The 25,538-nt window shown below is 70.0% G+C and carries 24 protein-coding genes; 13 read left to right on the forward strand and 11 right to left on the reverse strand.

All coding sequences use genetic code 11. From position 1 onward, the window contains the following. Window positions 1-45 precede the first annotated feature (45 nt). The 4 genes from sucD to ACXIZN_RS29295 form a co-directional block, all read right to left on the reverse strand. Window positions 46-933, reverse strand: a complete 888-nt coding sequence (sucD, locus tag ACXIZN_RS29280; protein ID WP_005165134.1) for a succinate--CoA ligase subunit alpha — start codon at window positions 931-933, stop codon at window positions 46-48. Between the two features lies 1 nt (window position 934). Further along, window positions 935-2,104, reverse strand: a complete 1,170-nt coding sequence (gene sucC / locus ACXIZN_RS29285) for an ADP-forming succinate--CoA ligase subunit beta (RefSeq protein WP_126736646.1) — start codon at window positions 2,102-2,104, stop codon at window positions 935-937. A 117-nt stretch (window positions 2,105-2,221) separates the two neighbouring features. Then, window positions 2,222-2,581: a hypothetical protein gene (locus tag ACXIZN_RS29290; RefSeq protein ID WP_457958244.1), complete on the reverse strand. Its 360-nt coding sequence runs from the start codon at window positions 2,579-2,581 to the stop codon at window positions 2,222-2,224. Continuing rightward, complete coding sequence (locus tag ACXIZN_RS29295) at window positions 2,578-4,425, reverse strand: hypothetical protein (protein WP_457958245.1); 1,848 nt, start codon at window positions 4,423-4,425, stop codon at window positions 2,578-2,580. The genes ACXIZN_RS29290 and ACXIZN_RS29295 overlap by 4 nt, the downstream gene beginning before the upstream one ends. 597 nt (window positions 4,426-5,022) lie before the next feature. On the opposite strand from ACXIZN_RS29295, the gene ACXIZN_RS29300 reads away from it, so the two are divergent. Further along, window positions 5,023-5,709, forward strand: a complete 687-nt coding sequence (locus tag ACXIZN_RS29300; protein WP_126736643.1) for a M23 family metallopeptidase — start codon at window positions 5,023-5,025, stop codon at window positions 5,707-5,709. Window positions 5,710-6,405: 696 nt separating this feature from the next. Here ACXIZN_RS29300 and pcrA read toward each other — a convergent pair. Then, window positions 6,406-8,811 (reverse strand): DNA helicase PcrA, encoded by a 2,406-nt coding sequence (pcrA, locus tag ACXIZN_RS29305; RefSeq protein ID WP_457958247.1) that lies wholly within the window; start codon window positions 8,809-8,811, stop codon window positions 6,406-6,408. 90 nt (window positions 8,812-8,901) lie between these two features. Here pcrA and ACXIZN_RS29310 point away from each other — a divergent pair, with 90 nt between their 5' ends. The 7 genes from ACXIZN_RS29310 (at window position 8,902) to ACXIZN_RS29340 (ending at window position 15,816) form a co-directional block, all read left to right on the forward strand. Beyond that, complete coding sequence (locus tag ACXIZN_RS29310) at window positions 8,902-9,321, forward strand: DUF1707 SHOCT-like domain-containing protein (protein ID WP_457958249.1); 420 nt, start codon at window positions 8,902-8,904, stop codon at window positions 9,319-9,321. Window positions 9,322-9,492: 171 nt separating this feature from the next. Next, entirely contained in the window at window positions 9,493-9,780 is a 288-nt protein-coding gene (locus ACXIZN_RS29315; protein WP_016331191.1) for a chorismate mutase, read from the forward strand. A gap of 152 nt (window positions 9,781-9,932) precedes the next feature. Beyond that, window positions 9,933-10,238 (forward strand): hypothetical protein, encoded by a 306-nt coding sequence (locus ACXIZN_RS29320; protein WP_126736640.1) that lies wholly within the window; start codon window positions 9,933-9,935, stop codon window positions 10,236-10,238. A gap of 339 nt (window positions 10,239-10,577) precedes the next feature. Then, window positions 10,578-11,801, forward strand: a complete 1,224-nt coding sequence (locus tag ACXIZN_RS29325; RefSeq protein ID WP_457958251.1) for a hypothetical protein — start codon at window positions 10,578-10,580, stop codon at window positions 11,799-11,801. Between the two features lie 255 nt (window positions 11,802-12,056). Further along, a complete protein-coding gene (locus tag ACXIZN_RS29330; protein ID WP_457958252.1) occupies window positions 12,057-12,902 on the forward strand; it encodes a hypothetical protein in 846 nt (281 codons plus the stop codon). Between the two features lie 219 nt (window positions 12,903-13,121). Continuing rightward, complete coding sequence (locus ACXIZN_RS29335; protein WP_457958254.1) at window positions 13,122-14,747, forward strand: serine/threonine-protein kinase; 1,626 nt, start codon at window positions 13,122-13,124, stop codon at window positions 14,745-14,747. 13 nt (window positions 14,748-14,760) lie between these two features. Further along, window positions 14,761-15,816 carry a serine/threonine-protein kinase gene (locus ACXIZN_RS29340; protein WP_457958255.1) on the forward strand — a complete coding sequence of 352 codons (1,056 nt, stop codon included), beginning with the start codon at window positions 14,761-14,763 and terminating at the stop codon, window positions 15,814-15,816. Here the strand turns inward: ACXIZN_RS29340 and ACXIZN_RS29345 are convergent. Then, complete coding sequence (locus ACXIZN_RS29345; protein WP_457958257.1) at window positions 15,813-16,481, reverse strand: lipase family alpha/beta hydrolase; 669 nt, start codon at window positions 16,479-16,481, stop codon at window positions 15,813-15,815. The genes ACXIZN_RS29340 and ACXIZN_RS29345 overlap by 4 nt on opposite strands. 62 nt (window positions 16,482-16,543) lie before the next feature. Next, a complete protein-coding gene (locus ACXIZN_RS29350; protein WP_126736635.1) occupies window positions 16,544-17,476 on the reverse strand; it encodes a LysR family transcriptional regulator in 933 nt (310 codons plus the stop codon). A 100-nt stretch (window positions 17,477-17,576) separates the two neighbouring features. Between ACXIZN_RS29350 and ACXIZN_RS29355 the strand changes: the two genes are divergently transcribed. Together ACXIZN_RS29355 and ACXIZN_RS29360 are read left to right on the forward strand one after the other, a co-directional pair. Next, a complete protein-coding gene (locus tag ACXIZN_RS29355; protein ID WP_457958259.1) occupies window positions 17,577-18,518 on the forward strand; it encodes a DMT family transporter in 942 nt (313 codons plus the stop codon). Beyond that, window positions 18,515-18,859, forward strand: a complete 345-nt coding sequence (locus ACXIZN_RS29360; RefSeq protein ID WP_457958261.1) for a hypothetical protein — start codon at window positions 18,515-18,517, stop codon at window positions 18,857-18,859. The genes ACXIZN_RS29355 and ACXIZN_RS29360 overlap by 4 nt, the downstream gene beginning before the upstream one ends. A 58-nt stretch (window positions 18,860-18,917) precedes the next feature. On the opposite strand, the gene ACXIZN_RS29365 is transcribed toward ACXIZN_RS29360, so the two are convergent. From ACXIZN_RS29365 to ACXIZN_RS29375, 3 genes are read right to left on the reverse strand one after another with little or no spacing between them, the layout of a single operon-like run. Next, entirely contained in the window at window positions 18,918-19,310 is a 393-nt protein-coding gene (locus ACXIZN_RS29365; RefSeq protein WP_457958263.1) for a DUF4345 domain-containing protein, read from the reverse strand. Continuing rightward, window positions 19,311-20,018 carry a response regulator gene (locus ACXIZN_RS29370; RefSeq protein ID WP_085939730.1) on the reverse strand — a complete coding sequence of 236 codons (708 nt, stop codon included), beginning with the start codon at window positions 20,016-20,018 and terminating at the stop codon, window positions 19,311-19,313. Between the two features lie 7 nt (window positions 20,019-20,025). Next, complete coding sequence (locus ACXIZN_RS29375; protein ID WP_457958264.1) at window positions 20,026-21,381, reverse strand: PspC domain-containing protein; 1,356 nt, start codon at window positions 21,379-21,381, stop codon at window positions 20,026-20,028. Between the two features lie 111 nt (window positions 21,382-21,492). Here ACXIZN_RS29375 and ACXIZN_RS29380 point away from each other — a divergent pair, with 111 nt between their 5' ends. Together ACXIZN_RS29380 and ACXIZN_RS29385 are read left to right on the forward strand one after the other, a co-directional pair. Next, a complete protein-coding gene (locus tag ACXIZN_RS29380; protein ID WP_457958266.1) occupies window positions 21,493-22,764 on the forward strand; it encodes a PspC domain-containing protein in 1,272 nt (423 codons plus the stop codon). Beyond that, on the forward strand, window positions 22,757-22,990 hold the full coding sequence (locus ACXIZN_RS29385; RefSeq protein WP_457958268.1) for a hypothetical protein: 234 nt from the start codon (window positions 22,757-22,759) through the stop codon (window positions 22,988-22,990). Before ACXIZN_RS29380 ends, ACXIZN_RS29385 begins: the two co-directional genes overlap by 8 nt. Before the next feature lie 292 nt (window positions 22,991-23,282). On the opposite strand, the gene guaA is transcribed toward ACXIZN_RS29385, so the two are convergent. After that, on the reverse strand, window positions 23,283-24,839 hold the full coding sequence (gene guaA, locus ACXIZN_RS29390; RefSeq protein WP_457958270.1) for a glutamine-hydrolyzing GMP synthase: 1,557 nt from the start codon (window positions 24,837-24,839) through the stop codon (window positions 23,283-23,285). A 126-nt stretch (window positions 24,840-24,965) separates the two neighbouring features. Between guaA and ACXIZN_RS29395 the strand changes: the two genes are divergently transcribed. Then, window positions 24,966-25,496 (forward strand): DinB family protein, encoded by a 531-nt coding sequence (locus ACXIZN_RS29395; protein ID WP_457958272.1) that lies wholly within the window; start codon window positions 24,966-24,968, stop codon window positions 25,494-25,496. The last annotated feature ends 42 nt before the right edge of the window (window positions 25,497-25,538 follow it).

The following is a 25,538-nucleotide window of genomic DNA, read 5'->3' on the forward strand; positions in this document are numbered from 1 at the left end:
GCCCCCCCCCCCCCCCCCGCCGGGGAAAGCGTCAGTCTCCGGAGATCAGAGGCTGTTGTACAGCTCGCGCGCCAGGACGGCGGTCTCGCTCGGGGTCTTCCCGACCTTGACGCCGGCGGCCTCGAGGGCCTCCTTCTTGGCGGCGGCCGTGCCGGAGGAACCGGAGACGATGGCGCCGGCGTGGCCCATGGTCTTGCCCTCGGGCGCGGTGAAGCCCGCGACGTAGCCGACGACCGGCTTCGTCACGTTGTCCTTGATGTAGGCCGCGGCGCGCTCTTCGGCGTCGCCGCCGATCTCGCCGATCATCACGATGACCTTGGTCTCGGGGTCGGCCTCGAACGCCTCGAGGGCGTCGATGTGCGTGGTGCCGATGACCGGGTCGCCGCCGATGCCGACACCGGTCGAGAAACCGATGTCACGCAGCTCGTACATCATCTGGTAGGTCAGCGTGCCCGACTTCGACACGAGACCGATCGGGCCGGCACCGGTGATGTCGGCCGGGATGATGCCCGCGTTCGACTTGCCGGGGCTGATCACGCCGGGGCAGTTCGGCCCGATGATGCGGGTCTTGTTGCCGGTCGCGACGGCGTGCGCCCAGAAGTAGGCGGAGTCGTGCACCGGGATGCCCTCGGTGATCACCACGGCGAGCGGGATCTCGGCGTCGATCGCCTCGATGACCGCGTCCTTGGCGAACTTCGGCGGCACGAAGATGACCGAAACGTCGGCGCCGGTCTCCTTGATGGCCTCCTCGACCGTGCCGAACACGGTGAGGTCCTTGCCCTCGATGGAGACGGTCTGGCCGGCCTTGCGGGCGTTGACGCCACCCACGATGTTCGTGCCGGACTTCAGCATCTTGGTCGCGTGCTTCATGCCCTCGGAGCCGGTGAGCCCCTGGACGATGACCTTGCTGTTCTCGTTGATGAAGATCGACATCTCACGCACCTGCCGCGGCGAGCTCGGCGGCCTTGTCGGCCGCGTTGTCCATTGTGTCCACCACGGTGACGAGCGGGTGGTTCGCGTCGGCAAGGATCTGACGTCCCTCGACGACGTTGTTGCCGTCCAGCCGCACGACGAGCGGCTTGGTGGCCTCGTCGCCCAGGATCTTCAGCGCTTCGACGATGCCGTTCGCGACCGCGTCACAAGCGGTGATGCCGCCGAAGACGTTGACGAAGACGCTCTTCACGTCGGTGTCGTTGAGGATGACGTCCAGACCGGCCGCCATGACCTCGGCCGAAGCGCCGCCGCCGATGTCGAGGAAGTTGGCGGGCTTGACGCCGCCGTGCTTCTCGCCCGCGTACGCCACGACATCCAGCGTGGACATCACGAGGCCCGCGCCGTTGCCGATGATGCCGACCTCGCCGTCGAGCTTGACGTAGTTGAGGTCCTTGGCCTTGGCCTTCGCCTCGAGCGGGTTCTCCGCGTCCTTGTCGACCAGGGCCTCGTGGCCCGGCTGACGGAACGAGGCGTTCTCGTCGAGGGTGACCTTGCCGTCGAGGGCGATGATCTTGTCCTGCGGATCACGGACCAGCGGGTTGACCTCGACCAGCGTGGCGTCCTCGGAGACGAAGGTCTCCCAGAGCTTCACGACGACGTCGGCGGCCTCGTCGACGACCTTCTCCGGGAACTTGCCCGCGGTCAGGATCTCGACGGCCTTCGCCTTGTCGACACCGGCGATCGCGTCGACCGGGATCTTCGCGAGCGCTTCGGGACGCTCGACGGCCAGCTGCTCGATCTCCACGCCGCCTTCGGCGGAAGCCATCGCGAGGAAGGTGCGGTTCGCACGGTCCAGCAGGAAGGAGAAGTAGTACTCCTCGGAAATGTCCGAGGCTTCGGCCACCAGCACGCGACGCGTGATGTGGCCCTTGATGTCCAGGCCGAGGATCGCCTCGGCCTTCTCGGCGGCCTCATCCGGCGTCTGGGCCAGCTTGACGCCGCCCGCCTTGCCGCGGCCGCCGGTCTTGACCTGGGCCTTGATGACGACCTGGTTGCCGATCTTCTCGGCGGTGGCCTTGGCTTCTTCGGGGGTGTTTGCCACGGCACCCGGCAGAACCGGTACTCCGTGGGCGGCGAAGAGATCCCTCGCCTGGTATTCGTAGAGGTCCACTACTCCAGTCTCCTGACGACACGCCACTGTGGTGGTCCGTTGCCGGACCGCGCTGTCGGACCAGTCGAGGTTAGCGACCTGCGTAGAAGCAGGGGACTCCGCACCTGGTGAAGTCGGTCACCGTACGCGGTCAGACGGTGTTTCCACGGTGTGAGACCGCACACCGGAGACCCAGTTCGCCGCGTTTTCCAGGCTTTCGAAGGCGTTCCCGAACCCGCTCGGGCCGTTACCGACCGCGAAGAGGAGGACTCCGGGGACGGCGTCGGCCAGGCCCTCGGGTTCGCTCGCGCCGCACAGGACACCGAGGATGTCCGGATCCTCCTGCTCGACCGTTCTGGCCATTTGGTCGACCGTGTCGAGACGCCCGGCGTAGACCACCTCGACGCCGTCGTCACGCAGCAGCCGCGCGAGAGCGACCGCCGCGCCTTCCTCGACGTCGAACTCGGCCAGCACGACCCGGAGAAGACGGCGCGTCATCCGGACCGCCGTGCGCCCGCGACGGCCATCCCGGCCGTGACAAGGGTGACGACGGCGCTGGCCAGCGCCAGCCAGAACCCGATCCCGGCCGACGAGCCGTCGTACTCCGAGCCGACGAGCGGGAGTTCCGCCGCGCGCAGGCCGAGCACCAGCGCGGCCCCAGCCAAGGCGGAAGCCGCCGCGGCCGGCCGGGAGCGCGGAACCAGCGCGTACAGGCCGAGGACGACCGTGAGCGCGCCGAGCAGGCCCCACGACGCCGCGCCGAAGTCCGACCACAGCCCGGGAGCGGTGTACCCGGGCGCGGTGAACACCGGCGTGCCGAACGCGGCGATCGCCAGTACCGCCGCCGCGACGAGCGGGGTGAGCACGTTCCCGCCGGCCCGCGTTCCGTCGAGGCCGGTGTCCAGTTCCGCGTTGTCGTCATCGTCGGAGACGTCACGCTCCACGACGCCGGTGATCACCGCGGCGAGCGCGGCCACGGCCGCCAGCACGAGCGCGATGAACGTCCACGTGACGCCGGGGCCCGCCGAAAAGCCGACCTTGTCCGGCAACGGCACCGGCAGGTCGACGCCGAACAGCGCCGGGTCCGCCGCTTTGTCCTCGGTCACGGACAGGGCCGCGCTCAGCACCGCCGCGCCCGCGAGGACGACACCCGCCCACGTGGCCGCGACGACTCCCCTGGCGAACGCCGAGAGCCGCGGCACGAAGACGAACAGCGCGGGCACGGCGAGCACGACCGCGGCGCCGAGCAGCAGCCAGCGCGCCGGTGTCTCGGGTACCGGCGTCGGACCATTGGCCTTCAGCACCGGGGCCAGCGCACCCACCGCCGCGGCCGCGGCGGCGAGCAGCGCCAGGCCGCCGGTGGTCAGCCGCCACCAGAACAGCCCCGGCAGCTTGGCCTCGCCCGCCATGTCCCCGGTGACGGCCTCGCCCGTATCCGCGACGTCGAACCGGGTGAAGGCCAGCCCCACCAGCGCCAGGCCCGCGACGGTCACGACCACCGAACCCGGCGCGACCGAAAGCCGGTCCACGACCAGTCCCGCGATCACGGGCGGGCCACCGACCGCGAGCGCGGCCAGCCCCGCTCCGGCGAATCCGCCCTTGCCGACCTCGGCCGAGGACGAACTCACCGCCACGAGCGCGGTCAGCGGCAGCAAGGCCGCGAGCAACAGGTATCCGGCCATCGCGACGGTCGGGCCCTCGAAGGCGTTCTTGGCCAGCAGGTACGCGTTGCCCGAACCGAACGGCGCGAGGAGCAGGCCGACCCCGCCCGCCACACCGATCACTGGCCCGAGCAGCCGCCAGCGGCGCCGTCCGTCGAGTTCGCCCGCCAGTTCCGCCTCGTCGCGGGCGGCCCCGGCGGCGAACGCGCCGGCCGCGAGCGTGAGCAGATGGCCCGCCACCAGCGACCACAGCCCCGGTCCCGCCGGAGGCAGCGCGAGCAGCCTGTCGGCGAGGAACAGTTCCGGGCGCGCGGCGAGGGAGCCGTCGGCGAGCAGCTGCAGATCCAGCAGCAGCCGTCCGGGCGCGAGCGCGGTGAGCCCGAGCACCAGGCCCGCCGTGAGCCCCGAGCGTCCGGTGACCGCCGCGTAGAGCACGGCCGCCGCGGGCGCCAAGGCCAGCACGACCAGCAGAGGAGCGGCGGTGAAACCAGGCGAACCGCCCTGGATGACGGGCAGCAGCGCGCCGGCCGCCAGCGCGACCGCACCGGCCGACACCAACCCCGCCGACAGCATGAGCGCTCGCGGGCGGGAGCCCGGTTCGCTCCGGAGAAGTTCGGCGGACGCGGTACCGGGGACGGCTTGCCCGGCGGAGTCGCCAGGGTGCCGTGAGCGCGAAGTCATCGACGGCGACGCTAGCAAGCCGGGGTCGGCGCGGCCCGGCAGCAGGGGACGCCCTGGGTCCCATCGGCGCTCGGCCGGCCCTTGAAGAAGGGTTGAGACGGCCTAGTCCGGGTAAACCTCCTTCAACACCGTCGGGCAACCGCTTATTTCCCTCGTTTGCCTCCTTTCCGGCCCTCCGGTACCCCCGAACGGCCCTCTGATCTTGTAACGCAAGTCACACGGTTGTGAGTAAACCTGCTCTAACTTTGGGTAATCCTCACTGGACAACGGCCAGATCGCCGTCGCCCGATCGGCCGAGAGCGCCGCCAGATCTTGCTGTTGGGGGTGCCGCTTCGTTACTGTCCCGGGGTCCCCATTACAGTCAGATCACGAATGAGAGCACCGAACGAACCACCCCCGAGGTTCTTCACCGGGATCCCCCGCCCGGGCTCTTGATCCGACTCCCCGAACACGGAAGGCCCCGTCTTGGCTTCACACCGCTCCCCCGGCGGCCAAGCTCCTTCCCCGGCGCTCGAGAACGCACTGGATGGTGCGGTCGTCCGCGTCCGGGGCTCGCACCGCCTGTCACCCCCGTCCTCGGCCCTTCGCGGTCGTGTCGTGGTCGCAGCCGTCGCTGCCGGCGCCTTCGCGGCCGCCGCTGCCGGGCAGACCCTGAAGTCCGTTTCGGAATCCTCCGACGCCGCCGTCACGCCGCTGGCCAGCACCCAGGACGCGAGCGCCTCGTTCGCCCTCGGTGGCGGAGCCGGTGGTGGCGCACCCGAGCTGCTGCCGACGAGCCAGTCGACGAACGCCTCCGCCGAAGCCCAGAAGCTCTCGGAGAACAACAGCATCACCCAGGCCCGGGTCAAGCGTGAGGCCGAAGCGGCCCGCAAGGCCGAAGAAGAGGCCAAGCGCCCCAAGACCTGCATGCCTGCCAAGGGCACCTTCACCTCGGGCTTCGGCGCCCGGTGGGGCACGAGCCACCTCGGCATCGACATCGCGGCCCCGATCGGCACGCCGATCGTCGCGGCCTCCGACGGCACGGTCATCGAAGCCGGCCCGGCCAGTGGTTTCGGCCTCTGGGTCAAGGTCCAGCTCGCCGACGGCACCATCCACGTCTACGGCCACATGAACTCGTTCTCCGTCCGCGAAGGCCAGAAGGTCAAGTGCGGCGAGGAGATCGCCGAGGTCGGCAACCGTGGTCAGAGCACCGGCCCGCACCTGCACTTCGAGGTCTGGCAGAACGGCACGAAGAAGATCGACCCGCGCCCGTGGCTCGCCGCCCGTGGCGTGAGCGTCGGCTGATCGAGCCTCCGCTTTCCTTACGACGCGGCACCTTTCCACCACATCGGTGACTCCGCTCGCGTAGAGGGCGCGCCGGGCGACGACGCTCTGGCGCGCCTTCAAGACCTCCGCTTCCCCTTGAGAAGACAACGGCTTCAAGGACAACGGGAAGCGTCGTAGGCGATCGGGCCCGGAGCATGCGTGGTCTTCCGGGGCCCCAGAGCCCTCACGTGACGCCGTCGGGCAGCTTCCGGACGAAGTACCCCACGGCGATCTGCCAAACCGTGCAGAGACCGGCCGGGCCAGGTTCGTCCGGCCGCCATCGGGCGAAAAGTCCCCGAGGAAGAGTTCGGCACCCGGCTGGCCGCGGCCCGAACAGCCATCGCCGCGCGTGCCCGCATACGACGCACCGTCCGGCCCCGTCCGGTTCGTGCGTCCGCAGTAACGCGCGCCAGGCCGCGACCAGCCTGAGCACTTCCGGCGGTTCCGGACCCCGATCCGTCCCCGCCCCTTCTTCAACACCCCGCAGATACTCGAGTACCCCACTCGAGAGAACCCCAAACAAGACCCCGTCCACACCGGTGCGCCCCCTCCTCCTGATCGGGGTACACCGGCTCGTCCAGCCTACCCCAGCGCATCGAACTCGTGTTCGATGGCACAGGTATACGGGAAGGGTCCGACAGTTTTCGCGAGCGGCGAAGAAACCGCAGGTCAGAGCTAGAGTTTGACCATCGGGACGCTGCCGATGAGCATCAGCCGGACCTTGCCGGCGGCGCCGAAGTCGATCGTCGCCGTGGCCCGCGGGCCCGCGCCGTCACAGGCGACGACGGTCCCGAGCCCGTACTTGTCGTGGCTGACCCTGTCGCCGACGTCCAGTTTGAGCGCGACGGTGTCCTTCCAGCCCTTGCCGAACGGGCTCGTGCTCGCCGTCCTCGACGCCGGCGAGCCACCGCCGCGGCTCCCCCAGGTCGTCGCGGCCCGCGGCGATCCACCCGACGAACCGAAACCGCCGGAGGACGAGGAAGGCGCGAGCCTGCGCCAATCGACCAGGTCGGCGGGAAGCTCGTCGAGGAAGCGCGAGGCCGGGTTCATCTGCGGCTGGCCCCAGGCGGAGCGCACCATCGAACGGGAGACGTACAGCCTCTTCCTCGCCCGCGTGATCGCGACGTAGGCGAGCCGGCGCTCTTCGGCCAGCTCGGTCGGGTCACCGAGCGCGCGCATATGCGGGAAGATCCCGTCTTCCCAACCCGTCCCGAAGACGACCGGGTATTCGAGGCCTTTCGCGGTGTGCACGGTCATCAGCGTGACCACGCCCGCGTCGTGCCCCTCGCCGTCTTCGCCGCCGTCGGGCGACGGGACCGAATCCGCGTCGGCCACCAGGGAGACCCGCTCCAGGAACGCGGGCAGCGAGCCCGGCTCCGGCACACCCGGCTCGGCCTCCGGCAGTTCGCCCTCCGGACCGGCGACCTCGGTGGTGAATTCGGTGAACTCCCGCGCGACGGTGACGAGTTCCGTCAGGTTCTCCACCCGCGACGCGTCCTGCGGGTCTTCGGATTCCTCGAGTTCCGTGCGGTAGCCCGTGCGCTCCAGCACCGCTTCGAGGATGTCGGCGACCTCCGCGCCGCTCTCGACGACCTCGCCGAGCTCGTCCATCAGCTCGACGAAACCGGTGATCGCCTTGGCGGAGCGCGGGTTCAGCAGCGGTACCTCGCCATTGACGGCACCGCGCAACGCCTGCGCGAACGAGATGCGCTCGCGCTCGGCGTACGTCGCGATGACCGCTTCGGCGCGGTCGCCGATGCCCCGTTTGGGGACGTTGAGGATACGGCGCAGGCTGACCGTGTCCTCCGGGTTCGCCAGCACCCTCAGGTACGCGAGCATGTCGCGGACCTCGCGCCGCTCGTAGAACCGCACCCCGCCGACGACCTTGTACGGCAGGCCGAGGCGAATGAAGATCTCTTCGAAGACCCGGGACTGGTTGTTGGTGCGGTAGAAGACCGCGACGTCGGAGTAGTCCGCTTCGCCCTTGTCCGCCAGCGCGTCGATCTCGCCCGCGACGAACGCCGCTTCGTCGTGCTCGTTGTCCGCGACGTAGCCGACGATCTTCTCGCCGTCACCGGAATCGGTCCACAGCCGCTTGGCGCGCCTGTTGGGGTTTCGCGCGATGACCGCGTTCGCCGCGTTCAGGATCGTCTGGGTCGAGCGGTAGTTCTGTTCCAGCAGCACGGTCCGCGCGTTCGGGAAGTCGCGCTCGAATTCCTCGATGTTGCGGATCGTCGCGCCGCGGAAGGCGTAGATCGACTGGTCCGCGTCACCCACGACGCAGAGTTCGGCGGGCTCGATCCCGGCCTCGTTCGCCTCGGTACCGACCAGTTCGCGGACCAGCGTGTACTGCGCGTGGTTCGTGTCCTGGTACTCGTCGACCAGCACGTGCCGGAACCGCCGCCGGTAGTACTCGGCGACGTCCGGGTATCGCTGCAGGAGTTCGACCGTCCGCATGATGAGGTCGTCGAAGTCGAACGCGTTGGCCTGGTTCAGCCGCCGCTGGTACTCGACGTAGACCTCGGCGACGCGGCGTTCCAGGTCGTTGCCCGCGTCGGCGACCGCCGTCTCCGGATCGATCAGCTCGTTCTTGAGGTTCGAGATGTGCACGGCCAGCGTGCGCGCCGCGTACTTCTTCGGGTCGATGTCGAGATCCCGGGCGACGAGGGTGATGAGCCGCTTCGTGTCGTCCGAGTCGTAGATGGAGAAACTCGACGACATCTCCAGCGTTTTGGCCTCACGGCGCAGGATCCGCACGCACATGGAGTGGAACGTCGACACCCACATGGCGTTCGCGCGGCGGCCGACGAGGTCGCTCACCCGCTCCCGCATCTCCGCGGCCGCCTTGTTGGTGAACGTGATCGCCATGATCTGGCCGGGGTGCACGTCCCGTTCGGCCAGCAGGTACGCGATCCGCCGGGTCAGCACCCGGGTCTTGCCGGAACCGGCGCCCGCGACGACGAGCAGCGGCGAGCCCGCATGGGTCACGGCCTCGCGCTGCGCCGGGTTCAGGTCGTCGAGCAGGTCCGAGTGCCGGGACTTGGCCGGACCGTCCGCTGGGAGATCGAAGAGGGTGTTCATCGCCGGTCCACGCTACAGCGCCGGGCGTAGGCGATGTTGCCGCCTGCCGTCCGACGCGCGAGCGGTGTTCGCGGCGGAGGATCGGTCGTCATGGACACCAACGGAATTCCCTCCCGGCTCAGGGCCGCCGACGTCGACCGCGAGCGGGTGGCCACCCGCATCCAGGCCGCCGGCGGTGAAGGCCGTCTCACTCTCGAAGAAGTGGAAGACCGGCTGAGCGCTGTGTATTCCGCCAAATACACCGACGATCTCGTCGCGCTCATGTCGGATCTGCCGAAACCCGTGCCGAAGCGGCGCCCGGTCGCCTTCGGGCATCCGGCGGTGCGGACCCATCTCGCGGTCGCCGTGGTGCTTTCGGTGCTGCTGATCGTCCGCTGGACGGCTTCGGGGGTGCCGTTCTTCTGGCCCGCGATGCCGATGTTCTGGCTGGCGATGAGTGTCCTCGTGCACGCCCGCGTCCGCGGAGCACGCCGCCGCTTCAAGCCGGAGGACGGCGTCGCTGTGGCATAATGAGCGGCATGCGGCACCACGCGACGCGATTTTTTTACGGGACCCGGACTCCGGCTCCCGTGATCGCATAGTGCCGAAATGCCATCACCCGAAGCCCCGGAGTCCACGGACCCCGGGGCTTTACGCTGTTCCGGGGGCCAGCATGGGAATCCGGACCGAAGAAAGGTCCCGATGAACACCACACAGAAGCCCGACGCCGAAGAACCCACCGCCACCGCCGAAGAGATCGGCGAGCTCCGCAAGGAGATCGACTTCCTCGACGGCGAGATCCTGCGGCTGGTCAAACGCCGCGTCGAAGTCTCCAAGACGATCGGTGCGGCCCGGATGGCCGCCGGCGGCACCAGGATCGTCTACAACCGCGAGATGGACGTGCTGGCGCGCTACCGCGAGCTCGGACCGGAGGGACGGCAGCTGGCGATGGCGCTGCTCAACCTCGGGCGGGGCAGGCTGGGGCGGTAGGTGGTAGCAAAGGTCCCTTGCTCCCTCGCGGCGCGCCGGGATCGCGTTCAGCGGGCTGAACGCGATCCGGCGACGTCACGATCCTGTGCCGTGAGGCGGAACTCAGGGTGTTCCCCGAGCCATGACGGCGCGGGACAGGGCAAACTGGACACATGATTAACCTCATCGCCGTGATCATCGCGATCGCCGGTGTCCTCGCGGCATTGGGCCATCTCGGTTATCTCGCCATGCTGAACAACGCGGCGGGTAAGCGCGCGGGCGGCACCCCCATCGCCCAGTACGTCAAAACGCGCTGGCCGATCGCAGCGGGTACCACCGCCGCCTCGCTTTTCGCCTGGCTGCTCACGAGTGGGGGAACGACGCTCGACATCATCGCCATTCTGCTTGCAGCGGGTAGCGGGATCACCGCCACGAAAGCCCTGCAATCGACCCAGCAGAAGTACCGCAGCGGCAACTGAACCGGCTTCACCAGCGCCGATAGCACTCCGTAACGTCACCGAGGCCCGTTCGGCCGCGCCCGACCGAGTGAAACATCTGCAACTTGCAGAGTGGGTGAAGACTTGCGGGTGTCGAACTTTTAGTGTGGACCTCGTGTGGACCCTTGCGTCTGGGTCGGGCGATGCCCGCATGGCGCGCGGGGGCGATGGCCCCGCGCGCCCCCAGTCGTATGCGCGTGCATTTGCTCACGAGAGTGCTTGGGAGTCTGCAAGCGAGGGATCCCGTGAACCCGCTGCTCCGTTCGGCTTAACCGGCGTCACATCGCCGTCAGGGCCGGCCTGTGAGGGGGTCGCTCGGATATGAACGGCTGGGCGGAACACCAGGGACGGGACGGCGCCACGCAAGCGGGCCGCCACCGGGCGGGCGGCGCCGAAGGCTGGACTCCGGCCGTGCCGCCGAGGCGGCAGCGACCCACCGGGCACGGCCATCACGCGCACCGTGAGTTCGCCCCGCCCTCCACCGGTTCCCTTCCCCTTCCGCCACCGCGGGACAGGAGGGCGCCGAGCCCCGGCTACGCCCCATCGAGCGGCCGTCTGCCGCTCCCCCAGCCCGCTCGCGAGGTTCCGGTGCGCGTCGAGGTCTCCTTCACCGAACCGGTCCCGCCCCCCGCCGGGGAACGGACCGCGAAGGTCGCGCAGCGCACGAAGGTGACGCTGACCGCCCCCGCTCCCCGCCGTCCCGAGCCGGTGGAGGTCGACGAAACCGACGACGTCCGCGTCTACCTCGCCCCGCCGGTCGACGGCCTGAGCACCTTCGACCTCGGTTCGGTGCCCGCGTCGGTGACCCCGCCCAAGACCTGGCGCAAGGCCGCATGGTTCGCGGCGGCGGCTTCCGCGCTCGTCGTGGTCGGACTGCTCTTCGCCGGTTCGTACCTGGTCGGTAAACCTCTCCCGGAGCAGCAGAGCCAAGGCGGCTGGCCCGGATACCGCGGCGGCAGCCCGCTGACCCAGGACGGTGTCGCCGGCCATCCGGCCACGCCGCCGCAGGGTGGCGCGGCGGGCAACCCGTCCGAATCCGAGACCGAGTCCGCCACCAAGGACGACCGCAGCTCCGCCAACTCCGGCACCACCTCGGACGGCGAAACCGCCGGGGCCGGCTCGTCGCGGCCCGATTCGAGCGGGCCGGCGACGTCGGGGCGGCCCGCGCCGTCGTCGAGCGACCGGCCGCAGAAGCCGCCGGTCGTCCCGGCCAACCGCACCACCACACCGGCCCCCTGGTACTCGGAGCAGCAGGACGCGCAGGCGATGGGCGACAACACCGAACTCTTCCTCAACTCGGTCACCACGAACCCCCACGAAGCGTCCTCGGTGACCTCCGGCGGCCTGCGCGAAGAAGGTGCGGAGGGCCTCCGTGAGCGCTACGCCGACGTCGCCTACTTCGAAGTGAAGAAGGTCAGCATCGACCAGCGCCGCGGCGTCACCGTCAACACCGTCGAGGTCACGCACAAGGACGGGACGAAGACCATGGAGCAGCGGACGTTCACCTTCGGCGACGACGCCAAGATCGTCGACGACGGCATGTAGGCGACCACGCACGTGCAAGTGTCCTGTTCCTCTGCACGTGCGGTGCGTTGAGCGGTCATCCCTGGTCCGGGTGGGTGACCTAAGCTGCCGTTCGTCGTATCGCGACGGCATTCCGGCGATGGAGTCTGGCCGTGGACCGTCCGCACAGGGTTACCTGACGACTGCAGGGTCCGCACCGTTCAGAAGACGGCCGCGCGGACCAGAGGCGTCGGCCGAACGGCCCAGCGCCTGCCCCGGACCAGAGCGAGGAATTTCGTGCTTGATCGACAGCGCATACGGCGTGAGGACGCCGTACGTGTCGAGGACGTCATCCCTGAAGAGATCCTGAACGACACCCGCGTCGACCGCGAGTACCTGGAGCAGGTCTTCCGCGAGCCGCAGAAGTTCGTTCCCGCGCGCACCCGCGAAGAGCGGCCGCCGCGGCCCGAACCCGAGGTGGACGAGCCGGAGAGCCGCGCCGTCCGGCGGGCCAAGCTGGCCGGCCTGGTCGCCGCCGGGCTCTTGGTCGCGGGCGCCGTCGTCACCGCGGGCGTGCTCGCCGGCGCGCAGCCGCAGGGCACCGTGCCGGGTGCCGCCGCACCCGAGGCCATGAGCGGAGCCGCCGCGCTCGGCGGGCTCGCCGTCCCGGACTCCACCGAGCCGCAGCGGAAGCAGGAGACCCCGGCGCCGCCGGGCACCAGCACGACGCCTCAGCCGTCTTCGGGCACCGGTTCGGGTTCGCTCCCGCCGCAGGGCTCGTCGTCCAGCAGCACCAGCTCGCAGCCCGCAGTCAAGCCCGCCGCGGTCAGCACGACCGAGGACAAGATCGACGCGGTCCGGAAGTTCTACCAGACCGTCGATGCCGATCCTTACGGCGCGATGTCGCTGATCACGCCGGTGCTGGCCGAGTCGGAGGCGGGCAAGCTGATCGAGGCGTGGAGCGCGATGGACGCCATCCAGATCCAGGACCTCCACGAACAGGCCGACGGCACCATCCTCGCCGTCGTGACCATGCGCAACCCGGACGGCGGCCTGCTGCGGGTCACGCAGGTGCTCGAATTCGCCGACGAGACCTCCGGCCTGATCACCGACGCGCGGCTGCTGTCCGCTCAGCACATGTGACGGACACCGCGTGTGCAACAGCCCTCCACCCAGGGCGATCAGAGTGTGCCGCGTGTGTGTGCGCAGAGTGAGCGCCTAGCCTTGTCACGAGTCGGTCTCGGAAAAGCCGGCACACAGACCACTACATGTGCATACGCTCCAACGCTGTGGCGTGCTGAAGGCCGCACCGCGCACGCGGACGATTCCGCGTCGTGAAGACGGAGCCCAAAGGGAGGTCGCGTGAGCGACGAGGGTCGCCTGGTCGCCGGTCGATATCGCATCGCCGGGCGGATCGGCACGGGCGCGATGGGGGCCGTGTGGCAAGCGCACGACGAGGTACTCGGCCGCACGGTGGCGATCAAGCAGTTGCTTCTGCAACCCGGGCTTGAGGCTCACGACGCCGAAGACGCCCGGCAGCGCACGATGCGCGAGGGGCGCATCGCCGCCAGGCTGCACCACCCGAACGCCATCTCGGTGTTCGACGTCGTCACCGACGACAACGGCCAGCCGTGCCTGATCATGGAGTACCTGAACTCCACCAGCCTCGCCCAGGTGCTGCAGGAGGAGCGGACGCTGCCGCCGACGGAGGTCGCGCGGATCGGCGCGCAGGTCGCGGCGGCGCTGACCGAGGCGCACGCGGTCGGCATCGTGCACCGGGACATCAAACCGGGCAACATCCTGCTGGCGCCCAACGGCACCGTGAAGATCACCGACTTCGGCATCTCGCGGGCCAAGGACGACGTCACGGTCACGAAGACCGGGATGATCGCCGGGACCCCCGCCTATCTGGCGCCCGAGGTGGCCATCGGCGGCGACCCGGGCCCGGAATCCGACGTCTTCTCGCTCGGCTCGACCCTCTACGCCGCCTGCGAAGGCCAGCCGCCGTTCGGCCTCAGCGAGAACACGCTGAGCCTGCTGCACGCGGTCGCGGCCGGGCAGATCATCCCGCCGCGCCAGTCCGGCCCGCTCGCCAGCGTGCTGGCCGTGCTGCTGCACCCGGAAGTGCGGCACCGCCCCACCGCCGAAGAGTGCGAAGAGCTCCTCGCCGCCGTCGCACGGGGTGAAACGCCGCTGGGCGGCCCCGCGGACGACACCGTGCTCGCCGCCCCGATCGCGGGCGCGCTCGCCGGCGGCGGCGTGACCCAGGCGCTCGACAGCGAAGCCGCCGGACACTCGGGCTCGCTCCTCGACGAGCAGCAGGACGCGGCCGGGTCGTATTACGACGACGAGGACGACTACCAGCAGCCGCCCGCGTCGGGCTACCCGGAAGACGACTACGACGGGTACGACAACTACGACGAGACGGCGTTGCTGGCCGAACGCGGCCACCCCGGCGGCGGCCCCGCGCCCACGCGCGCCGTCCCGATCCCCGCGGGCGACTACGACGACGATCCCTACGACGACGATTACGACAACCCGCCCCCACCGCCGCCCACCCGCGCGCAGACCAGCCCGGTGGACGAGGACGACGACGAGAAGCCGGGCGCGTGGAAGAAGCCCGCGATCATCGGTGGCGTCGTGGTCGTGGCGCTGGCCGCACTGGGGTTCTGGCTGCTGAGCCCGAACAACCCGGAGACGCCCGCGCAGGTGGGGAACTCGTCGACGAAGCCGACACCCAGCTCGTCGGCGCAGTCGTCGGCACCGGAGACGACGGACACGCCGACGGAGACCCAGTCGGCTGAGCCGCCCAAGGAAACGACCTCCTCGAAGAAGACGACGAGCAGGGCGACCCAGACGGACGAACCGGACCGGCCGACCAGCACGAAGTCGACCCCGAAGACGACTCCGACGAAGCCGCCGGTTTCGACCACACCGACATCTCCGTCGAACACGGATACACCGACATCGACCCCGGCCGGCACTTGATCCGAGGCTGCAATTGAGTTCTGAAGGTTCCATCGTCGGCGGCCGGTACCGCCTGGACCAGCCCATCGGGCGCGGCCGGGCGGGCATCGTGTGGCTGGCGTTCGACACACGCCTGCTCCGCACGGTCGCGATGAAGCGCATGTACCTGCCGGTCGGCCTGCCGCCGGACCGGGCGGAGCAGGCCAAGGCCGTCGTCATCCAAGAAGGCAAGGACGCGGCCAAGTTCGAGCACGCCACCGCCATCAAGGTGTACGACGTGCTGCCCGACGGGCCGGACGTGTGGCTGGTGATGGAGTACATCCCGTCCCGCGGGATGGCGACCTTCCTCGCCGAGCACGGCAGGCTGACCGCGGAGCAGGCCGCCGGGCTGGGCATCGTGCTCGGCCGCGCGCTGGCCGCGATGCACGAGGCCGGGGTGGTGCACCGGACCGTCGAGCCGGGCACGGTCCTGCTGGCCGACGACGGCGGCGTGAAGCTCACCGACATCGGCATCACCGGCGGCGGTCCGAGCCCCGCGTACCGGGCGCCCGAGGTGGCGCGCGGCGAACCGGCGACTTCGGCCTCCGACGTGTTCTCGCTGGGCGCGACGCTGTACACGGCCGTCGAGGGGGTACCGCCGTTCGGTGAAGACGGCGAATCCTCGGAACGGCCGCCGCAGACCGCCGGACCGCTGGCGGGCGCGCTGCGCAAGATGTTGCGGGCGGAGCCGGACGCGCGGCCGACGATGGCCGACACGGTGCGCTCGCTGAACGCGATCACGGAGGGGCGGCAGACGGCGTTCATCCCGCCGACCGCGCCCGCCATGCCGACGGTTCCGGCCTCGATGCCGATGCCCATCCAACAGGCACCGCAGCAGCCGATGCAGCAGGCACCGCAACAGTTCCCCCAGCACCAGCCGCAGCAGTATCAGCCGCCGCAGCCGCAGTACGCGCCGCCGGCGCAGCAGTACGCGCCCGCCGCGCCGGTGACCGCGAAGTCGCCCGACACCCGGAAGTGGCTGATCACGGCCGGCGCCGTGGTGGCGGCGATACTCATCGGTGTGCTGTTCGCGGAACTGTTCCTGATCTAAAGCCGCTCGAGGACCAGCGTCGCCAGTTCGACCGGACGGCTGAGGTACGGGCTGTGGCTCGCCCGCCAGGTCACCGTCGTGTCGCAGCGCGCGGCGCAGTGAGCCACGAGTTCCGGGGCGAGAGTCCGGTCTTCGGTGCAGGCGATGTACGTGCTCGGGGTGTCCTTCCACGCCGAACCCTCCGGCGACTCGTCGAAGATCGTGACGGGTTCCGGGCGCAGCAACGCCGTCGCCCGCTCGGCGACGGCGTCCGTGCAGTCGGCGTACATGGCCTCGCGGACGGTGGCCAGGTCGAGATGGGTCAGGCCCTTGTCGTCGAAGGTCAAGGGCACCTGGGCGGGTTCGCGTCCGGTTTCCTCCTTGATCCGCTCGATCCAGTACTGAGCGGTTTCCCCGGGCTCGCTGACGATGGCGGCCAGGAAGATCAGGTGTGAAATCCCCTGAAGCCCGCTGGCGGTCAGTCCGCCGAAGGAGTGCGCGAGCACCACCGGTGGTTCGGCCGCCTGGTCGACGAGTTCCTGGACGGTCCGGGTGGTTTCGGCGATCGGACGGCCGCCGAGGTCGGGGACGGTGACGTCGGCGCCTTCCCGGCGCAGGCGTCCGGCGAGGTCGTCGAAATGGGCGGGCTGGTGCCAAGAGCCGTGCAGGACGATCAGGGGACGCACAGGGGTCCTTTCTCCAGCGGGGTCCCTGCCAGGTTGTCGACCGCCGGCGCGGCTGATCAAGCTCAGCCGGTTTTCGTGCCCACTCGGCCAGTCCCGCTTACCTGTCCGGCCCCTTCGCGGATCGCGCCGAGGAACCGGCGCACCGCGGGGTGTTCCCTGGCGTGGGCGGCCACGGCGGCGTGGATGGACCGCACCGGATCCGGGCGGCGGACCTTGCGGATGGCGACGCCGGGGTGCGGGGCGCCGAGACCGAGCTCCGGGATGAGCGCGACACCGAGTCCGGCGGCCACGAACCCTTGCGCCGTCTGGTAATCCTCGGATTCGACGACGTGGTTCGGGGCGAATCCGGCCGCGCCGCAGGCGTCGAGCAGGATGTCGCGGCAGGCGCCGGGCAGGCCGTCGACGCCGACCCACGGATCCTCCGCGAGTTCGCCGAGATCGAGGACGCGTTTGCGGGCGAGCCGGTGGTTCTTCGGCAGGATCGCGCGGTACGGGTCGTCGAGGAGGTGGACGTACTCGACCCCTTTGATCCGGGGAGTGCTGCTGGGGAGCACGATCATCGCGACGTCGGCCTTGCCCGACTCGATCTCGGGCATCGAATCGTCGGGCTCGACCAGTTTCAGGTCGAGGCGGACACCGGGGAACTCCCGGCGCAGGGCGGCGACGGCCAAGGGCACCAGCGAGGCGCCCGCCGTGGCGAAGTAGCGGATCGCGAGCCTGCCCGTGCGGCCTTCCTTGAGTTCGGTGAGCGCGGCTTCGGCCTTCGCGAGCTGGGTGCTCAGCGTTTCCGCGTGTTCGGACAGCAGTGAACCGGCGGGTGTCGGCCGCACGCCGCGGCCGACGCGCTCGAGCAGTTCGACGCCCGCTTCCCTTTCCAGGGTGGACAATTGCTGGCTGATCGCGGAAGGTGTGTAGCCGAGATTCCGGGCGGCGGCGGTGATCGAACCGCTACTGATGACGGCTCGGAGGACCTGCATGCGGCGGACGTCCAGCATGCCCCGATCTTACAGTTCTTCTTAAGGCTGCCTGCAGTTATTTTCGCTTGTCCTTACGCGTCGTCGCGGCGAAGCTGGGCCGGGCACATAAGGAGGACTGGTGGGCGAGACGAAGACCCTGCTGCGGATCGGCGCGCTGGCTCTCATGTGGGGATCGAGTTTCTTCTGGATCAAACTGGGGCTCGGCGCGTTCTCGCCGGTGCAGCTGGTGCTGGCCCGGGTGGCGCTCGGCGCGGCGGTGCTGATCGGGCTCTGCTACCTCGGCCGGGACCGGTTGCCGTCGGGGCGGCCAATCTGGGGACATCTGGCCGTCGCGGCGTTCTTCCACAACGCGCTGCCGTTCCTGCTGTTCGCGTGGGGTGAGCTGACCGTCGACTCCGGGATCACCGGGGTGCTGAACTCGACGACGCCGTTGTGGGTGCTGCTGGCCGCTCCGATGATGGGTTCGCGGACGAAGATGACCGCGGTGCGGGTCACCGGGCTCGTCGTCGGGCTCGCCGGGATCCTGCTGATCTTCGCGCCGTGGGAGGCGTCCGGCCTGCTGAGCTGGGGTGCGCTGGCGTGCCTCGCGGCGGCCGCGAGCTACGGTTTCGCGTTCGTCTACGAGGGCAAGTACCTCACCGGCACCGGCGACTCGCCGATGTCGCTGGCCGGCGGCCAGATGCTGCTGGCGACCGGGTTCCTGCTGCTCGCGATGCCGATGGGCGGTTTCGAACCGGTACACCTGAGCACCGGCGCGGTCGTCGCGGTCGTGATCCTGGGGATCGGGTCGACCGGGATCGCGTTCGCGCTGAACTACCAGCTCCTCGCGAGCGAGGGCGCCGTCGCGGCGTCGATCGTCGGCTACCTGCTGCCGGTGGTTTCGGTGCTGCTGGGAGCGGTGTTCCTGGCCGAGCCGCTGAACCTGCGGGTGATCGCCGGGATGGTCGTCGTGCTGGGCGGGGTCGCGCTGACCAGGCTCCGCCCGCGGGAGCAAGGGACCTTTGCTACCACTCCGCAGGTCGAGCGCCCTTTGGCCGCCGCCGGGGACGCCGCGCCGTGACCGAGACGACGACGCTGTGGCGGCCGACCGGGTCCGTCGAGCTCGACCTCGTCCGCGAGTCGGGCTGGCGTGAGTGGCCGCCGCGGCTGCCGGAGCAGCCGATCTTCTATCCGGTGCTGAACGAGGACTACGCGATCAAGATCGCCCGCAACTGGAACGTTCGGTACGACGGCGCCGGGTTCGTGACGCGGTTCGAGGTCGAGACCGCGTTCGTCGAGCGGTACCCCGTCCAGCAAGCGGGCGGGAAGAGCATCCTCGAGCTGTGGGTCCCGGCCGAGGACCTCGCCGAGTTCAACACGCACATCGTCGGGAAGATCGAAGTCACCCACGAATTCCGCTGACCTGCGTTTAGCGGGCTAATCGCGATGCGGTGGGGCCTGGGGGCTCGCCGGATCGCGATTAGCCCGCTAAACGCAGGTCGGGCGCCAGGGTCGCGAGGACGAGCATGGCCACGAGAACGATCTCGACCCAGAAGTAGAGCCAGCTCGGATAGAACCGCTCGGGCCGCTCCGCGAACCGCGCGACCAGGCGCCCGAAGGCCATCCCGCCGAGCGCGACGGCCACCGCGATCGCGACGCCCCGCTGGATCCCGCCGACGTCGAAAGCCGCGAACCCGAGCAGCACCGCGACAGCCACACCGAAGCCGCCGTACACCGCGCGCACCTCGGTTCGCGCCGTCGCCGACTCCAGCGAAATGCCGAACGGCCTGATCAGCCGCTTCGGCGCGGCGAGCCCGAGCAACCCCATGCCCAGGAAGAACACAGCCACCAGGCCGATGAGAACAGGCGCCATCTAGACGAGACGCCGGTCGGAAGCCCAGCGCGAAAGCTCGTACCGGTTCGAAAGCTGCGTCTTCCGCAGCACGCTCGACACATGCGTCTCGACGGTCTTCACCGAGATGAACAGCTCCGACGCGATCTCCTTGTACGCGTACCCGCGCGCGAGCAGCCGCAGCACGTCGCGCTCGCGCGGGGTCAGCAGGTCGAGATCCGGGTCGCTGATCGGCGCGGAACCCGGCCGGTCGGCGAACGCGTCGAGCACGAACCCCGCCAGCCGCGGCGAGAACACCGCGTCCCCATCCGAGACCCGCACGACGGCGCGGACGAGCTCCTTCGACGAGATCGTCTTCGTGACGTACCCCCGCGCCCCCGCGCGGATCACGGCGATCACGTCTTCCGCGGCGTCGGAGACCGACAGCGCGAGGAACACGACGTCCGGCAGTTCCGGCCGGACCCGGCGCAGCACCTCGGCGCCGCCGCCGTCCGGCATGTGCACGTCGAGCAGCACGACCTGCGGTTTGGTCCGGGCGATACCCGCGACCGCTTCGGCGACCGAGCCCGCCTCGCCGACCACGCGGACGTCGTCGGTGATCGAGTCCAGTTCGGTGCGCACACCCGCGCGGAAGAGCGCGTGGTCGTCGACGAGGAAGACCTTGACCGGCTCCCGCGTCTGCTGGTTCTCCGTCACGATGCTCCCTCGCTCGCCCTGTCCCGTGAGCATAGCGACCTCACGCCGCGCCCTTCCCCGCCTTGACCGGCATCTCCAGCTGGACCTCGGTCCCTTCACCCGGTGCGGTACGAAGCTTGAGCTTCCCGCCGTGCCGCTCCATCCGCCCCCGGATGGAATCGGCGAGCCCGTGCCGATCGCTCGGCACGACGTCGGGGTCGAACCCCTTACCGCGATCGCGCACGAAGACCGTCACCGCGGTCGGCTCGACCTCGGCGTACACGCTGACCTCGTCGACACCCGCGTGCTTGGCGGCGTTGACGATCGCTTCGCGCGCCGCCTGGACCAACGCGGTCAGCGGCTCGTTCAGCGTCGCCTCCCCCACGACGACCTGCTGCACCGAGATCGCGAACGCGTCCTCGACCTCGCCGCACGCGGCAGCGAGCACTTCGGACAGCTGGCCGCTGACGGCCTCGTCCTCGGTCTTCTTGCTCTTGCCGTACCCCGACGGCCCGTACAGCCAGCCACGCAGCTCACGTTCCTGCCCGCGCGCGAGCCTCGCGACCTCGCGGGGCGAATCCGCCTGCTTCTGGATCAGCGCGAGGGTCTGGAGGACAGAGTCGTGCAGGTGCGCGGCGATCTCGGCGCGTTCGTCGGTACGGATGCGGGCCATGCGCTCGTCGGACAGGTCGCGGACCAGGCGCAGCCAGAACGGGACGGTCAGCACGGCCACCCCGAACAGCGTCGCGATCACGGCGACCAGCGCGAACTTGACCTGGTCGATGCTGCCGCTCTCCAGCACGACGACGCCGATCCCGGTCATCACCAGCGCGACGCCGGCGACCACGCGGATCGCCGCCGACCAGCCACCACCGCCGAGGAACGCCGTGGCGACACCGCCCTTGGCACCGAGGCGCCAGCGGCGGCGCTGCGACTCGTCGGCCTCACGCCAGACGACGGCCGCGCCGATCATCGCCAGTGCCAGCGGGATGGCGACCCAGCCGCTGATCAGGCCGGTCAGCGTGCCGCTGGCGACGGCGAGGCCGACCCCCAGCGCCATCAGGCCGAACGCCTGCTGCTTCTCCTTCGGCGCGGATTTCTCCGGCTCGACTTCACCGGATTGCTGCTGGACGAACACCCAGAGAAGGCCGTAGGCGAGCAGGCCGACGCCGTTCAGCGCGGCCAGCAACGCGAACGCCGTCCGGACCCAGAGCACCTTGACGCCGAGGTGATCGGCGAGACCGCCGGCGACACCCGCGATGGCGCGGCCGGAACGGCGGCGGTACATCTTGGGCGGCTCGAACGGTGCCGGGGACAGGCTGCCGGGAACGGGCACCGGAGGGCGCTCGATGATCGTCGGCTTCACCTGTTCGGCGAGGTCGTTGGGGGCGGATTCCTGCACGTTCTTTATGGTCACATGCCACGGGGTACCGATCCATCGGGGAAACCCCTGACTCTTCCCGCTGGGGGAAACCTCAGGGACGTTCCCGGATGTGGTGGGGGCCCGCCGGGGCGCATTCTTTGTGGCATGAGTGGGAGTGAGACACAGGTTCCGAAGCGCGGCCCCGCGGCCGGCTTCGAGGAGACCGTCAAGGATTTCTGGCGGAGCAGGCCGGTCCGCCCGGTGGCCGGCCGCAAGTTCGCCGGTGTCGCCGCGGGCATCGGTTACCGGTACGGCATCGACCCGACCGTGGTCCGGGTCGCGCTGGTCGCGGCGACCGTGTTCGGCGGTTTCGGCGTCTTCGTCTATCTGCTGGGCTGGCTGTTCCTGCCGCAGGAGGGCGACCCCGTTTCCGCGTTCGAGAGCCTGATCGGCCGTGGGCGCGCGTCGAGCTCGCCGGCGTTCGCGGTGATGCTGCTGCTCCTGCTGTTCCCGGGTCTCACCTGGACCTTGAGCGGCGGCTGGATGGCCGACGGCACCGGGCTGATCGGGTTCGCGCTGATGGCAGTCGCGCTGTATCTGCTGCACCGCAACCGCGGGCAGTTCAACCGGCCGGCGATGCCCGCACCGGCGTATCCGACGGCCGCGTTCTCCATGGCGTCGGCGTCGGCGGCCTCCACCTCGACGGCGACCGAGGGCGGCTGGGACCCGCTCGCGGCCGACCCGTCCGCTTGGGATCTGCCGAACGCTTCGCCGTCCGGCGGGCTGCCGCCGCAGACTCCCCCACCGACTCCCGCGCCGCCTGGGCCCCGCGGTCGTAAGTCGAAGATCGGTGCCGCGACCTTCGGGATCGCCGTGCTGGTCGCCGGGGTCGGCACAGTCCTGGGGCTGGACGGCGAGGCTTGGTTCACCCCGCAGCACGTCGTCGGGCTCACGCTGGGCGTGGTCGGCATCGGGCTGGTGGCCGGTTCGTTCGTCCGGGGCGGCCGCGGGCTGATCGGGCTGGCGGTGCCGCTGGCGATCGTCGGGATGGCGCTGACCACGGTCCCGTTCGAGAACTTCTCCGTGAAGGGTGGCGTCGGCGACCTGACGGCGACGCCCGTCCAGGCCTCCGAGGTGCTCCCGGAGTACCACCGGTCGGCGGGGAACATCGATGTCGACCTGACCAAGCTGCCCGCCGGTGCGTCGGTGAGCACGAAGGTCTCGAACGGGGCGGGCAACTCGACGGTGCTCGTGCCGGCGGGTGCCGAAGTGAAGGTCTCCTGCGAGACGGGCGCGGGCGATATCGACTGCCTAGGACAGTCGCGCTCGGGGGTCGGCGAGGAGGTCGTCGACTTCACGTCGCCGGGCACCAATGGACAGAAGATCACCGTGAAGGTCGAGAACGGTGTCGGGAACGTGGAGGTGCGCCGTGGCTGAGTACGACTACGACAACGCGCAGACCCAGTCGTCGCAGCCCGCTAAGCGAGGGGTGGACGTCTTCACCCTGATCTTCGGGATCGCGACGCTGCTGGTGTCGGGGTACGTCCTCTCGGACGGCGCCTCGTGGCTCCCGCAGTTCGACTTCCGGTGGGTCATGGCGGGTGGGGCGATCTTCGTCGGCGTCATGCTGCTCGCCGCTTCGCTGCGCAAGAGCCGCCGCTAGCGGCGCCGCTCACGCTCCACCCCCACTCCGAAGGCCCCGGCCCCTCGCCGGGGCCTTCGCCTTGCTCCCACCTGCGCCCGGACCTGCGTTTAGCGGGCTAATCGCGATCCGGGCTGCGTCAGGTGCCCCCGGGCGCCGACCTGCGTTTAGCGGGCTAATCGCGATCCGGGGCGCGGCAGGTGCCCAAGACCCCAGAGCGCGTTTAGCGGGCTAAACGCGATCCGGTCGCCTGGGCACCCACAGGCGGCAGATCGCGATTAGCGGGCTAAACGCAGGTCCGGGCCGGAGCCGGTCACTCCCACTCGATGGTGCCCGGCGGCTTGGACGTGACGTCCAGGACCACTCGGTTCACCTCGGCGACCTCGTTGGTGATGCGGGTCGAGATCCGCTCCAGCACCTCGTAGGGCAGCCGCGTCCAGTCCGCGGTCATCGCGTCCTCGGACGACACCGGCCGCAGCACGATCGGGTGCCCGTAGGTCCGCCCGTCGCCCTGAACGCCGACACTGCGGACGTCGGCCAGCAGCACCACCGGGCACTGCCAGATCTCGCCGTCGAGCCCGGCCGCGGTGAGTTCCTCGCGCGCGATGGCGTCGGCCGCGCGCAGCGTCTCGAGCCGCTCGGCGTCGACCGCGCCGATGATCCGGATGCCGAGCCCCGGGCCGGGGAACGGCTGCCGCTGCACGATCGTCTCCGGCAGCCCGAGCTCCAGCCCGACACGCCGCACCTCGTCCTTGAACAGCAGGCGCAGCGGCTCGACGAGCTCGAACTGCAGGTCGTCGGGCAGCCCGCCGACGTTGTGGTGGCTCTTGATGTTCGCCGCGCCCTCGCCGCCGCCGGACTCGACGACGTCCGGGTAAAGCGTGCCCTGTACCAGGAACTTGTAGTCGCCCTCGGCCTTGAGGTCACGCTCGGCCTGCTCGAACACGCGGATGAACTCGCGGCCGATGATCTTCCGCTTCTCCTCCGGGTCGGTGACCCCGGCCAGCGCGTGGAGGAACCGGTCCCGCGCGTCGACGGTCACCAGGTTCACCCCGGTGGCGGCGACGAAATCGCGCTCGACCTGGGTGCGCTCGCCGGAGCGGAGCAGACCGTGGTCGACGAACACGCAGGTCAGCCGGTCACCGATGGCCCGCTGGACCAGCGCGGCGGCCACGGCGGAGTCGACGCCGCCGGAGAGCCCGCAGATCGCCCGGCCGTCGCCGACCTGCTCGGCGATGCGCTTGACCTGGTCGTCGACGATGGACGACGTCGTCCACTGCGGTTTGATGCCCGCGATGTCGTGCAGGAAGCGGCGGAGCACCTCCTGGCCGTGCGGCGAGTGGTGCACCTCCGGGTGGTACTGGACGCCGGCGAAGCGGCGCTCGACGTCTTCGAACCCGGCGACAGCGGCGCCGTCACTCGAAGCGGTCACGGTGGCGCCCTCGGGAGCCTTGGTGACGCTGTCGTTGTGGCTCATCCACGCGGGCTGGTTGCTCGGGAGGCCGGCGTGCAGCACGCCGCCTTCACCGGCGACGCGGACCTCGGTGCGGCCGAACTCGCGGATCCCGGTCGGCTCGACCGTCCCGCCGAGGGCCTGCGCGAGCACCTGGTGGCCGTAGCAGATACCGAGGATCGGCACGCCCGCGTCGACCAGCCCGGGGGCGAGAGCGGGAGCGTTCTCGGCATACACGCTGGAAGGTCCACCGGAAAGAATGATCGCGGCGGGGTCCTTGGCGAGGATGTCCTCGGCGGTGGCGGTGTGCGGGACGACCTCGGAGTAGACCTGCGCCTCACGCACGCGCCGCGCGATCAGTTGCGCGTACTGCGCCCCGAAGTCCACGACGAGTACCGGACCGGTGGGACTTGGCACCTGAAACCTCCAGATCAGAGCAGTACGCTTCCCCACCATCGTCCCAGGTGGGCCGGGTCACCTCGCCGCCAACCCCCTCACGATTCAGGACAGCGGATGACCGCGAGGGGTCCTAGCGTCCGGGACATGGACATCGACTGGAGCAAGGAACTCTCCGAACAGCTCGACTGGCACTGGGCACGGCACCTCCGGCCCCGGCTGGACACTCTCGGCGACGGCGAATACCTCTGGGAACCCGTCGAAGACTGCTGGACGATCCGGCCGGGTGAGAACGGCAAGCCGACGATCGACTGGGCGTATCCGGAGCCATCGCCGCCGCCCGTGACGACGATCGCCTGGCGCCTCGCCCACATCATCGTCGGCGTCTTCGCGATGCGGAACGCGTCGCACTTCGGCGGCCCGCCCGCCGACTACCAGACCTTCCCCTACGCGGCCTCCGCCGAAGAAGCACTGAAGCAACTCGACGACGCCTACGCGCGCTGGCGTGACGGCGTCCGCGGCCTCACCGCAGAAGACCTCCAGCGCCCCTGCGGCGACGCCGAAGGCCCGTACGCGGAGTACCCGCTCGCGACCCTCGTCCTCCACATCAACCGGGAGGCCATCCACCACGGCGCCGAAATCCTCTTGCTGCGTGACCTCTACGCGCGTCGCGTTTAGCCCGCTAAACGCGATTGCCGCGAGAAAGCGCCCCTTGCTCTC

The sequence above is a fragment of the Amycolatopsis sp. TRM77291 genome, assembly GCF_054166285.1.